Consider the following 13,270-nt stretch of genomic DNA (forward strand, 5'->3'; position numbering starts at 1 on the left):
AAAGATTATTTGGTGCTAAGTTTTCAGGATCAGAAACTGATCCTTATAAGCTCTCAACGATCTCTTTAATCAACTGTGGACCGCGGTAAATAAAGTTGCTGTAGACCTGCACCAGGTTAGCACCGGCGGCCAGTTTCTCTTGCGCTGCTGCCGCAGAATCAATGCCACCGACGCCAATAATTGGCAGCTTTGGACCCAGCGCAGAGCGCAGCTGGCGGACGATTTCCGTGCTTTTCTGCTGTACTGGCAAGCCGCTTAAGCCGCCCATTTCGCCGCCATGCTTCAGGTGTGCGACAGCGGTTTTATCCAGGGTGGTATTGGTGGCAATCACGCCGTCCATTTTACTGGCCAACAAAGTTTCAGCCACTTGCTGCACAGCCACAGGATCCATGTCCGGCGCAATTTTTACAAAGACCGGCACATACTTATCCTGCTGAGCCTGTAAATCCAGCTGCTCGTTTTTCACCGCCTGCAACAAATCCAGCAAGGCATCGCCAAACTGCAGATCGCGTAAGCCCGGCGTATTGGGTGAAGAAATATTGACCGTGATATAGCTGGCATGGGCATAGACTTTGCGCATGCATTCAATGTAATCGTCTTTGCCTTTTTCGTTCGGCGTGTCTTTATTCTTGCCAATGTTGATGCCAAGCACGCCTTTGTAACTGGCTTTTTTTACGTTTTCGACCAGGTAATCAACCCCCTTATTGTTAAACCCCATGCGGTTAATAATGGCGCTGGCTTCTGGTAAGCGGAATAAACGCGGTTTGTCATTGCCAGCCTGAGGCCGCGGTGTGACAGTCCCGACTTCGATAAAACCAAAACCCATCTGACCGAAGGCATCAATGCAATCGGCATTTTTATCCAGACCGGCGGCCAGACCGACCGGGTTGTCGAAATGCAGCCCTGCCACTGTCACAGGTTTTTTCGGCAACTGCTGGCGCCACAATAAAGAAGCTGGGGTGTTTTTCAAATGTTTAAGGCTGCCCAGTGCCAGGTGGTGAGAAAACTCGGCATCAGTACAAAACATCAAAGAACGGGCTAATGAATAAAACATAGTCAACAGGCTTCTCTTGGTTGCAGCGGCTATCCGCAGTTAAACAGGTTCAGGCAAAAAAATACCCCGGCAATAACCGGGGTATTTTAGCGACTTCTGTGATTATTTCACAGGATCACAGTGATGGCTCAACAGCATCAGTTCACGCAGTGCCACCGAGAACTTGGCAAACTCGTGGCTCTTGGTGGTTTTGAACTCCGCCAGCATCAGGCGCCAGCGGGCCAATACGGCTTCGTGATCGCTGATCCACTGAGTGATCACCGCATCCGCGTCACAACCGCCATTGCAGCTACGCACCACCACGGCCGACAAGGCACGTTGTTGCCAATCCAGCTCTTCACGGTAAGAAGCGCGGGCCAGCGCCTGCCAATGGTTGGTGACCGGCTGCTGAGTGATTTGCTCCAGGAACCAGTGCAGATCTAACCGATCGCCCAGCTTGAAGTAAATTTCCGCCGTCAGCAGCAGGTCGTTGTTTTCGGTCGCTGCAACCTGCGCAATGTCCATGATGGAGAACAGGCTGCTCAGTTGTGCCATATAACGTGCCAGGCTGGCTGGCACGCTCTTGTCAACCAGCTTCTCCGCATTGGCCGCAATTTGCTCAGCTTCAACCGGCGCCATCAGGCGTGGCAGATGTTCAGACACTGCCTGGTAAGCAGGCTTGAAGAACTCAACCGTCTGCTGAATATCCAGCGCTTTGTTACGGTGACGCAGGAACCAGCGTGTGGTGCGGCGCATGGTACGACGCAGTTGATGCAACAGACGAATTTGCACATCAGCGGCAATCTTGTTGTCCAAGTCTTCAATCTGTGCCAACACAGTTTCGGCATCAAACAAGTCGCGGGCAATGGCGTAACACAACGCGACTTCACCAATGGACGAGCCGGTCTCTTCCATCATACGGTGCGTGAAGTTCGCGCCCATATCGTTCACCAGCATATTAGCCAGTTTAGTGGCAATAATTTCGGCTTTCAGCGGGTGCGTTTCCATCTGCGCCGCAAACTGGTCTTGCAGCACTTGCGGGAAAGCTTTGAACAGGTGGCGCTTGAAGTAACTGTTCTCATAGATCTCAGGCAGCACCAGCCATTCTTTCAGTACCATTTTGCCGTAGGCGGTCAGAATAGACATTTCCGGACGTGTCAGGCCCTGACCTTTCGCCGTGCGTTCTGCCAGCGCATCATCGGACGGCAGGAACTCCAGCTCGCGGTTCAGTTTGCCATCTTTTTCCAGTGCATGGATAAAGCGGGTATATTCCTTCATCTGCTCAGCGCCCAGCACCATAGACACAGAAATACTCTGGGTCTGACGGTAACAGTCGTTGATCACAATGTCGGCCACGTCATTGGTCATGCTGTACAGCAGTTCGTTGCGCTGCTTCAGTGTCATATCGCCACTGGACACCAGCGCGTTCAGCAGGATCTTGATGTTCACTTCGTTATCTGAACAGTCCACACCACCCACGTTGTCGATAAAGTCAGTGTTAATGCGGCCACCATGCATGGCGTATTCGATACGGCCACGTTGGGTGGTGCCCAGGTTACCGCCTTCACCAATCATCCTGGCTTTGACTTCTTTTCCGTTGACCCGCACCGGTTCTGATGCACGGTCACCGACTTCGGCATGGCTTTCATCGGACGCTTTGACATAAGTGCCGATACCACCGTTCCAGATCAAGTCGACCTGCATCATCAGCGCCGCACGAATGAATTCATTCGGAGTCAGGCTGCTGGCGGTAGTGCCCAGCATTTCCTGCATCTGTGGCGTCAGCTTGATAGCCTTAGCACTACGCGAGAAAATACCACCGCCTTCAGAAATCAGCGACTTATCGTAATCATCCCAGGTCGAAGTCGGCAGGTTAAATAAACGCTGACGCTCAACAAAGGATGTCGCCGACACCGGGTTCGGGTCGACAAAAATATGCATATGGTTAAAAGCAACCTGCAGACGAATGTGTTCAGACAGCAGCATACCGTTACCAAACACGTCACCGGCCATATCACCAATACCCACCACGGTAAAATCTGTGGTCTGGCAGTCAATGCCCACTTCGCGGAAGTGGCGTTTGACGGATTCCCAACCACCGCGGGCGGTAATGCCCATGCCTTTGTGGTCGTAACCGTTCGAACCACCTGATGCAAAGGCGTCACCTAACCAGTGGTTGTATTCCAGTGAAATGCCGTTGGCAATATCCGAGAAGGTTGCAGTGCCTTTGTCGGCAGCAACCACCAGGTACGGGTCATCTTCATCCAGACGAACCACAGACTTCGGCGGCACAATCTGGCCAGCGACTATATTGTCGGTCACATCCAGCAAACCACGGATAAAGGTGCGGTAGCAGCTCTTCCCTTCGTTCAGCCAGGCTTCGCGGCCACCCGTCGTTGGTAATTTCTTACAGACGAAACCACCTTTAGCACCAACCGGGACTATCACGGTGTTTTTCACTTGTTGGGCTTTTACCAGACCCAATACTTCGGTACGGAAGTCTTCACGACGGTCAGACCAGCGCAGGCCACCGCGGGCAACCTTACCAAAGCGCAGGTGCACACCTTCTACTTTCGGTGAATAAACGAAAATTTCAAAGAATGGCAGAGGTAACGGCATGTCCGGAATTTGCGCCGGGCGCACTTTGAATGAAATATACGGCTTCTGTGAACCGTCTTCGGCGTTCTGGAAGTAGTTGGTGCGGACAATGGCCTGAATAATCGACAGGAAACGGCGGAAGATCCGGTCGTCGTCCAGGTTCGCTACCTGCTCCAGTTGCGCCAGAATTTCCGCTTCAATAACAGCAACCTGTTCAGCTGAAGCCGCCGCTGCCGGGTCAAACTTGCTGTTAAATAAAGTCACTAACAGTCGAGCCAACTGCGGGTAACGGGCAAAAGCTGACTCTACATAAGCCTGGCTGAAGGTACCGCCAATCTGGCGTTTGTACTTAGCAAAAGCACGCAGTAACGAGGCTTCACGGCCCGTCAGGCCAGAACCCAGGATCAGACGGTTAAAGCCATCATCTTCCAGCTCGCTGTTCCAGACTTTGGCAAAGGAATCCTGGAAGGACACCTGCGCAGTTTCGAAGTCAGCCGGCATATCGCCATTCACTTCCATCGAGAAGTTTAAGATCCAGCTGACGCTGCCATCCGGGCAACGCACGGCATAAGGCGTTTCACCAATGACCCGCAGACCGAAGTTCTCCAGTATTGGTAACACGTCCGATAAATGGATTGGGTGATCTTTATGGAACAGGTTCAGACGCACCGCTTTGCTGTCGTCGCTCTCTTCCTGTGGTTTGTAGAACAGCATGTCCAGCTTGTGGTCATCGTTCAGTGCTTCCAGCTTCTGGATATCGACCAGCGCATCGTTTGGCAGCATTTCATCTTTGTACGCACGCGGGAAGGCATTCAGGTACTTGCGTGACAGCTCACGGCCACGGCCTTCGCCATAATGGGCCAGCAGGGCCGTTTCCAGTTTATCTTCCCAGGTACGGGCCGCTTCGACTAAATTACGTTCAATTTCTTTCACATTAAACTCGATACTGTTGTCGTTGATCCGGACAAAATAATGAGTCCGGGCCAAAACCGATTCAGAGAAGTAGGTGGTGAATTCAACCGGCTCAGTGCTGCCGAGCGATTGTGCCAGAATGGCCTGCGTGTCTTTGCGCAGTTGAGTGTTATAACGCTCACGTGGTACATAGACCATCGCCGAGACAAAACGACCAAAGGCATCTTTGCGCACAAACAAACGGGTCATGTCGCGTTCCTGCATTTGCAGTACACCGGTCGACACGTCCAGCAAATCATCCACTGTTGCCTGGATCAGTTCATCGCGTGGGTAGGTTTCCAGAATATTCAGTAAGGCTTTGTAAGCATGGGTGCCGACGGCAAAACCAGACTTGGCCATCACCTTCGCCATCTTGTTTTTCAGCAAAGGAATGTCGGCCGCGCTGTTGTTGTACAGCGTTGAGGAATACAAACCGATAAAGCGGTCTTCACCAATCACCTGGCCATTGGCATCAAACTTTTTCACACCGACATAATCGATGTACGCAGGCCGGTGCACTCTGGACTTATTATTGGTTTTGGTCAGGATCAGCAGTGATGAATTGAGCGCCTGCTTGCGAGCCTGCGCCGGTAATTCAGACAGCATCAAATCACGGGATACGGAACGGCGCATCAGGCCCATTGCGCCTTCATTGACGCCTTCAATCTTATGGTCGCCTTCAACGGCTTTGATGCGGTATTCGCGGTAGCCCAGGAAAGTGAAATTGTCTTTCACCATCCAGTTTAAAAATTCTAAGGTTTGATTCAGTTCTTCGCTGTCGCTGTGGCGGGCCTGCTGTGGTAGCCCGGCAATCACTTGTTTCAGTTTTTCCCGTACCGGACGCCAGTCCTGAACAGCGTGAGCAACGTCTTCCATCACCGACTGCAATTCAGCTTTCAGCGCGTCAATGGCCGCTTTGTCGGTCATCCGGTCAATTTCAATATGAAATACCGTTTGTTCCGAGGTGGCGTTGTCAATAGTGCCTAATTTGTGGAACTGAGTAATGTCGCCGTTTTCAGCACGAACCGTTTGCAATGGATAATGCAGCAACAGATGCGAGGTAATGGACTGACGGTTCAGCGCCATCCGCACAGAATCCACTAAAAACGGGCTGTCTTTCACCACTATTTCAACAATAGTGTGCCGGGATTCCCAGCCATGTTTGGCAATTTCTGGGTTGAACACCCGGATCAATGCTTTGTCATCGGTATGGCTGTTCAGACTCTGCCACAGACTCAGGGCAGCGCCGTACAAATCGCTGTCGTTACGACCGAATAAATCTTCGTGCGACATGTCGCCATACAGGGTAGATGCAAAGCTTTCCACCAGGTCGACCTGGTTTTTTACTTTGGAACGGATCAGTTTACTTACGTTTTGGAGTAATACAGAGGGTTGACCGTCTATGAGAGCCATTTTGTAGTCCTTGTTTGAAACCTCAGTGCCAAACACCGGGTTTTCTTTACTTGCAGAGCGTGTCAGGTGCGAAGTTTATTGACTATTATCCGCCTTTTCGAGCTTTATTTATAGCTTTTGTGCTGGTTGGTCCAGCAAAGAAATTGCTGATTTGACAAAGTATTCATCTGCTTTAAATAGAAAATGGCCAAAAGGCCATTTTCGTGTTTAATCATGCAAAAAAATAATGATTAGATTTTAGTCGGCTGTTTTATTTTTGCGCCAGAACAACGCTGCGATTGCCGGTAATACCAACACAGCACCCAGCATATTCACCAGGAACATAAAGGTCAGCAGTATGCCCATATCCACCTGAAACTTCAGCGCAGAGAACACCCAGGTGCTGACACCTATGGCCAGAGTCAGGCCGGTGAACAACACGGCGCTGCCGGTTTCTTTTAACGCTGTAAAATAAGCCTGACGCAAAGAGGTACCATTTCTTAACAGCTGCGTCATATTCGACAGAATATAAATGCCGTAATCCACACCAATACCTACACCTAACGCGATGACAGGCAAGGTGGACACTGTCAAACCTATTTGCAGATGTGTCATCAACGCGGTCGCCAATACCGACACCACATACAGAGGGATAATCACCGCCACTGTGGCCCGAATGGAGCGGAAACTCAGCAGACACAGCAGCACCACGGCGCCATACACCCACCACATCATCGGAGTCTGTGCAGCAGAGACCGCTTCGTTAGTGGCCGCCATCACGCCAACCGGGCCAGACGCCAGTTTAAACTTCAGTGTGTCAGTCTCCAGTTCAGCTCCCACCCGTTTGGCTTCAGCCACCACTTTTTCAATGGTCTCGGCTTTGTGATCCTGCAGGAACAACATCACTGGCATCACCGAACAATCGGTATTCAGTAACCCTGTGCTGGTTTCTACCCGGCTGGACGCCTGCACCAGGCTTTCGGTGGTACGTGGTAACACCCGCCACTTCATATTGCCTTCGTTGTAGGCACCATTGATGACTTTGGACACTGACGCCAGCGACACCGCAGACTGAACCCCTGGCACGTTTTCCATTTGCCATTGGAACTGGTCAATCCGCGCCATCACATCATGGAAAGTACAGCCGTTGGCCGGGGCTTCCACCATCACATTGATGTAATCTACCGAGATGGCATAGCGGTCAGTGATCAGAAAGGTATCCTGGTTATACACCGAGTCTTCATGCAAGGCCGGTGCTCCTGCGTGTAAGTCGCCAATCTTCAGCTGAGCACTTTGCTGCCAGCCGTAAGCAAAAAGCGCAGCGGTAACCGCCAGGATCACGGCGGCATATTTAGGCGTGGCGCAGGCCGACATCCGATGCCAGAACTGGTCAATACCAGGATGCGGCTGGCGAATTTTCTGCTGATAGCGGTCACTGAACTTCACATAGGACATCAGGACCGGCAGCAAAAACAGATTGGTCAGGATAATGACCCCCACCCCTAAACTGGCGGCAATGGCCAGTTCACGGATCACACCGATATCGATAATCAGCAGAGTGAGGAAACCTACAGTGTCTGACAGCAGTGCCACACCGCCCGGAACCAGCAGCTTACGGAAACTGGCCTGAGCGGCTGCTTTTGCATCCATGCCGGCTGCGACAAACTTACCTGTGGCATTAATCATCTGTACGCCATGACTGACACCAATGGCGAACACCAGGAAAGGCACCAGAATCGACATCGGGTCTATGCCAAAACCTGCTGTACTGAGCAAACCCATTTGCCAGATCACTGCAATCAATGAACAGCTGATTGGCAATAAGGTCAGCATGACTGAACTGCTGAACAGGTACACCATCACACTGGTAATGGCGATAGCAACGGCGAAAAACAGCAACACGCCTTTGGCACCGTCGGCCACGTCGCCGACCATTTTGGCAAAACCAATAATATGGATGCTGGTTTTGTCGTCCTGGTACTGGCCACGCACTTGTTGCTCCAGCTCGGAAGCAAAAGCAATGGTGTCGAGTTTCTGCTGGGTATCCGGGTCTACTTCGAGCAGCTGAGCGGTGATCATGGCGCAGCTAAAATCATCCGCCACCATCCGGCCGACAATGCCGGCTTTTTCGATATTGGCTTTGACTTCTGCCAGGCCTCTTTCGGTTGGCGCAAACTCTGCTGGGATCACCGGACCACCGGCAAAGCCATCTTCAACCACTTCGACAAAACGGGTCGACGGGCTGAATAAAGATTTAACCAGGCTCCGGTCGACGCCCGGCAGGTAATACAGCTGGTCGTGCACTTTCTTGAAGGTCGTAAAAAAGTGTTCGTTAAAAATCGAACCACTGCTGTCACAGACCGACACCAGAATATTATTGGCCCCACCAAAATCTTTGGCGTGCTTCATATAGGTCTGCATGTAGCTGTGTTGCAGCGGGATATTTTTGGTAAAGGCCGCGTCCAGTTTGATCTGGCTGGCTTTGAATAACAACACCAGAGTGGCCAGCGCAAACAACAGGATCACAGCTAATCTGTGGCGGAATAACACCTGCTCACAACGGGTGACAATACTATTCAGACTCATAAGGCTTGGTCTTCTTTAAGAGGGGTAAAACGCACACCGGCTTCAGTCACCTGCACCAGCTGCTGTCCAATCACCAGCGCATTGAGGATAGCTTTGCTGTCTTCGGTCGCCACTTTGCTGAACGTCAGTCCATCGTCAATGCTTTTTAATAAAGTGCCGGCGTTACCGGTCAGGTACAAGCTGCCGTCATCAGCAGAAAAAGCGCTGTTCAGCGTCGCTTCGGATGGTAAGGCAATGGCCTGCCAGTTCTGACCTTCATCAGTGCTGCGAAACGCGTGGCCCCGCAAGCCGACAGCTATCAGGCTCCCCTTGAGCGATTTAGTCAAACCAAACAAGGAACCATTATAAAACTCGCTCTGACGCACCCAGCTTTTGCCGAAGTCCGTGCTGGTGGCAAAAAAGCCCGCTTCGCCGACCAGATACAAAGTGCCCTGATGCATATACAGCCGGTTAAAATGAGGCAATATAGACGCCTTCTCAGCTTCATAGCCTTCAGGGTCTGTTTCTTTTAACTCCTGCAAAAACTCACGATCTTCATCCCCAACCAGCTCTTCATGAAACTCCGCCAGCCAGCTCTTACCGGCGTCTGTGGTGCGGAAAAACATGCCGTAGGCCCCCACCGCAATGCCATGGCTTGGGCTTTCAAACAAAATGTCGAACAGTGGTTTGTCGGTTTCAGGTTTGAATTGCTGCAGCGACCAGTGGTGGCCACCATCGTCGGTCGCAATAATGCTGGCGTCATGCCCAACCGCCCAACCATGCTTCTGGTCGGCAAAATACACCGAGGTTAATAAGCTTTGAACCGGCGTCACCGCCTGTGTCCAGTCGGTGCCAGTTTGGCTGGTCAGCACATGGCCACGGTCGCCCACTGCCACATACAACTGATCAGAAACCTTGACCAGATCCGTCAGAAGGGTGTGCTGCGCCAACGGCAGCTGATACGCAGGTTGAGCTTCGACTATAGGTTCGGCAACTGCGGCCTGTACGGACAGACTCATTACAACTGCAAGGGAGAATGTTGTTAACTTCATTAGAGTTTTCACTCAGTATTTGTTCTGAAACAAAAACGGTTGGCCCAAGCCAACCGTTTCTCTTGCGGCTCCGGTTTAACGGGTGCCTTCGCGGCGCAGAGCGGCCGGCGTAAAGTCGTTGTCAGTCAGTTTGACACCGAAGTCGTACATCTTGTCTTCGTTGTCCAGACCAATCGCCAGGTAACGGCGGGTGTTCAGGTCGTGGTAAACCTCTAACGTACTCCAGTGTGTTGGCACTTCGTAGTAGTTCAGACCATGGGCAACCGCAACACGGTACAGTTCACCACGGTTGTCGTACAGGTCGGCCACATGGATTTGCCAGCTGTCTTCGTCAATAAAGAATACCCGTTTGCCATACACATGGCTGGTGCCCTGCTTCAGTGTGGCTTCTACTTTCCAAACCCGGTGTTTCTCCCAGCGTACATACTCTGGGTTGATATGACCAGGTTTGATCAGATCGGCATATTTCACTGTGTCGCTGTGCAGCTTGTAGCTGTTGTACGGGATCAGTAATTCCTGCTTACCGACTAACTTCCAGTCATAGCGGTTTGGAGAGCCGTTAAACATATCAAAGTCATCTGTGGTACGCAGGCCGTCAGACGCTGTACCTGGCGCATCGTAAGCCACGTTTGGCGCACGACGGACCCGGCGCTGACCTGTGTTGTAGGTCCATGCCTGACGAGGGGTTTTAATCTGATCCATGGTTTCATGCACCAACAGCGCCGTACCGGCCAGACGGGCTGGTGTCGTCACTGCCTGTTTGAAGCGGAACAGAATGTTTTCTTTTTGCAGCGCGTCCACTGTTGCGTCCGGTGCAGAGTACTTAAACATGATCTGCTCATCGAAACCTATAGTCACGAAGTCGCCAGAGGCTGTTGGCGCTACCTGGCCGCCGTTACGGCTGGCTGCCACGCCGCGGTAACGCAGTAAGTGGTTCCAAATCGCTTCCAGACCATTTTGTGGCACTGGGAATGGAATACCAATGGCTGCATTCACGATACCGTTACCGCCTTCCACCAACTCGGCATTCGGGGCGATTTTTTTGGTGGCATCATACACATACTGTGGGAAAGAGGCCGTACGGCGGGTTTGGTACACATTCATTTTGTAGCTGTCTGGGTAGCTTTCGAACAGGCGGATCTGGCCTGGGCTCAGTAAAGCTTTGTACTGATCCAAATTGGCTTTCGTAATGGTATACAGCACTTTGTCGCCAGAGAATGGGTCCTGATGGTGATCGCCCACTTTGTAACCAGCCGGTGGCGTTTTAATACCACCATCCCACGCCGGGATACTGCCATCGGCATTACCGGCTTTTTCTGCACCCAGCGGAGTCAGATCGGCGCCTAAACGGGCGACCTGATCCGCAGGAATTTTTGCCATTGCGCCACAGCTCAGTACGAGCGCTATGGTCGACGCGACCAGGGTGATTTTTTTCATAGGTTTATATCCCCGTCCCTTAGATAGAATACTTAATGTTAAACGAGACAAAATCGCGGTCTGCGGTGTTGTTGGTAGTACCTACACCACCCCAGAATGCGTTGTAAGAAAATTCAGCTGACCACTGGTTCAGGTAGTCAAAACCAATGGTGTAGCCCACTGATTTTTTGTCTTTGGAGAACATAAACAGCGGATCTGGCGTAATACCATTTACGTCATGTGAGAACACCAGACGGTGATTCATATTCACACCAGCAAACACGTTGTTGAAATCTGCTTTGGCTAACAAACGATAACCCCAGGCAGAAGCCGTCGGGAACGGATTGGTCTCCGCGCCGTTGGACAATGCGGTATGCACACCGTCTTTATTCACCAGTGGACCGCTGTTGATGGTGCCCAGCAGCGGGCCACCACTGCGGTCTGTGTTCGGACCATTTAAACGCAGTACCGACGGGTCCGGCATGTCGTGAATTTTAATACCGCCAACTTCGGCTAACATGGTGAAGTTGTCGGCAAACAACAGCGGGCCAAACAGATGCGTTGCTGTCACCTGAGCCTGTGAGGTATCAGTCAGGATATAACCCTGAGCAAATTCACCCGGCATCACTTTATTGCCGTCGGCACGGCCAACCTGGCTGATGCCTTCCAGTTCAGGACGTAAACCCGCATTGGCTAATTGTTCCGGCATACCGGCGTACAGAATTTCTACGTCGTCAATTTGCAGAGGTTCGTCGGTACGATGAGCGAACTCCCCGGCAACCGAGGTATCGCCCACTGTGGTGTTAAAGCTGAAACCGTAGAGTTTGATATCTTCCGGGTATTGGATCAGTGCTTTAGAGAACACATCCATACCGGCGATATTGTCTTCTGTGATGTTGCCAGCGTTCTGCTGCAGATACAGCAAGGACTGCACCACACCACGGTCGGCTGCACCCACAGTGAAGTCAGACGCAATACCTGAGATCAGCGGCGTACGGCTGTGGTAATTCATGTAATAAAGCGCAAATTCGGTGTCGTTCAGTTCAGACGAGAAGTAGTTCAGTTTCACACCGTATTGGCCACCGTCTTCCGGCTCAATTTCACCGGCAGAACCTTTTGGACGTAAGGTCACTTTAGTGGAGTACGCCAGCATCGCATTCACCACCGCAGCTTTCTGTGCTGCAGTTGCATTTGGGTTACCCAGAATTTGTAGCATGCCACCGGCCTGCGTCGACAGGCCATTCATTTCCTGCACCAGGAAATCTAAATCAATATCCGGGTAACCAGCAAAACCTAACTGCACGTTCTGGGCATAACCGCCCTCACCGGCAAAGTCGTTGGTGGAGAAGTAAGTACCAGGCACCGGCAGGTAACTGTTCTGCCACTCGTACTGGTAGAAGACTTCCGCAGAGAAGTTCTCGGTTATACCTAAAGAGGCCCAAGCCATCCCCACAGGGATAAAGGCTTCTTTTAAATCAGCGCCTGGCGTACGTAAGGTGCCAACGTCAACCGGCGTAATGTTAATACCATGTGGAATGAAGGTGCTCTCACCCCAGCTCAGCACTTGCTGACCAATACGAATCGATAACGGGTTGGCTCCGTCATTTAATGCGAAGTTACCGTAGACATAAGCGTCCAACAAGCGGATGTCGCGGCACGCCAGTGCACGGGCATCGCTATCCGCACAAGGGTCAACTTTATTGCCTGATACCGGGTTAGTGTAAGCACCGTCTTTGTCCATCAGCGCTTTGTCATAAAAATACGTGAAACGGCTGAAGAAACCTAAATCGTCTTTGGCAATCGACAGCTCGTGGGTGCCACGGAACACCTCTGAAAACATATCGCCTTTATCAAAGTTCAGATTACCAGCATCACCGTTACTTGAATAGGAACCAGGTTGGGCCCAGATTTGTGACGTGGTGTAAATTGGGTTGCCAAAAGCTGAGTAACCGGACCAGTCAAAACGCGGGTGGTTCACTTTGCTGATGGTGTCAAAATCACGGTTCTCAGCACGCCAGCTGGCACCGTAAGAAAAGGTTGAGTCAAACACGACATCGACATCGTCGAAACTGAAAGTGGCGGCCTGAGCGGAGCCTGCGGTTAACGCAAACAACGCTGAAGCAACGCCGGTTGCTAATTTGTGTTTAGCAAAGGCAAGTTGCTGTTTATTCATTGGTTAGTCTCCCCCCTGTCCCTGCAGGTTTTTGTTCTTTTTTATTTATCAGGCCAGCCAACTGCTCGGAGCACAGCCCATTTCAAGGAA

Annotated in this window: 6 protein-coding genes; all 6 read right to left on the reverse strand. The window is 51.5% G+C overall.

Features of this window, described 5'->3' with window-relative positions:
- Nucleotides 1–43: 43 nt before the first annotated feature.
- Nucleotides 44–1,054, reverse strand: coding sequence for a quinone-dependent dihydroorotate dehydrogenase (gene pyrD / locus ACFO3I_RS05755; RefSeq protein ID WP_377332524.1), 1,011 nt, complete (start codon nucleotides 1,052–1,054; stop codon nucleotides 44–46).
- A 102-nt stretch (nucleotides 1,055–1,156) separates the two neighbouring features.
- Nucleotides 1,157–5,995 carry an NAD-glutamate dehydrogenase gene (locus tag ACFO3I_RS05760; protein ID WP_377332475.1) on the reverse strand — a complete coding sequence of 1,613 codons (4,839 nt, stop codon included), beginning with the start codon at nucleotides 5,993–5,995 and terminating at the stop codon, nucleotides 1,157–1,159.
- A gap of 237 nt (nucleotides 5,996–6,232) precedes the next feature.
- The gene (locus ACFO3I_RS05765; protein ID WP_377332476.1) at nucleotides 6,233–8,560 is read right to left on the reverse strand and encodes an efflux RND transporter permease subunit; all 2,328 of its coding nucleotides are present in this window, start codon (nucleotides 8,558–8,560) and stop codon (nucleotides 6,233–6,235) included.
- Nucleotides 8,557–9,558, reverse strand: a complete 1,002-nt coding sequence (locus ACFO3I_RS05770) for a WD40/YVTN/BNR-like repeat-containing protein (protein WP_377332478.1) — start codon at nucleotides 9,556–9,558, stop codon at nucleotides 8,557–8,559. Before ACFO3I_RS05770 ends, ACFO3I_RS05765 begins: the two co-directional genes overlap by 4 nt.
- Nucleotides 9,559–9,666: 108 nt before the next feature.
- Nucleotides 9,667–11,028: a DUF1329 domain-containing protein gene (locus ACFO3I_RS05775; RefSeq protein WP_377332480.1), complete on the reverse strand. Its 1,362-nt coding sequence runs from the start codon at nucleotides 11,026–11,028 to the stop codon at nucleotides 9,667–9,669.
- Nucleotides 11,029–11,047: 19 nt separating this feature from the next.
- A complete protein-coding gene (locus ACFO3I_RS05780; RefSeq protein ID WP_377332481.1) occupies nucleotides 11,048–13,180 on the reverse strand; it encodes a DUF1302 domain-containing protein in 2,133 nt (710 codons plus the stop codon).
- Nucleotides 13,181–13,270 lie beyond the last annotated feature (90 nt).

This window comes from Rheinheimera marina, from assembly GCF_042654345.1.
Classification (GTDB): Bacteria; Pseudomonadota; Gammaproteobacteria; order Enterobacterales; family Alteromonadaceae; genus Pararheinheimera; species Pararheinheimera marina.

Excerpts from the sequence above, each read along its gene's own strand:
- ACFO3I_RS05775 (WP_377332480.1), bottom strand. The coding sequence starts at position 11,028 with ATGAAAAAAATCACCCTGGTCGCGTCGACCATAGCGCTCGTACTGAGC.
- ACFO3I_RS05760 (WP_377332475.1), bottom strand. The coding sequence starts at position 5,995 with ATGGCTCTCATAGACGGTCAACCCTCTGTATTACTCCAAAACGTAAGT.
- ACFO3I_RS05780 (WP_377332481.1), bottom strand. The coding sequence starts at position 13,180 with ATGAATAAACAGCAACTTGCCTTTGCTAAACACAAATTAGCAACCGGC.
- ACFO3I_RS05765 (WP_377332476.1), bottom strand. The coding sequence starts at position 8,560 with ATGAGTCTGAATAGTATTGTCACCCGTTGTGAGCAGGTGTTATTCCGC.
- ACFO3I_RS05770 (WP_377332478.1), bottom strand. The coding sequence starts at position 9,558 with ATGAGTCTGTCCGTACAGGCCGCAGTTGCCGAACCTATAGTCGAAGCT.
- pyrD (WP_377332524.1), bottom strand. The coding sequence starts at position 1,054 with ATGTTTTATTCATTAGCCCGTTCTTTGATGTTTTGTACTGATGCCGAG.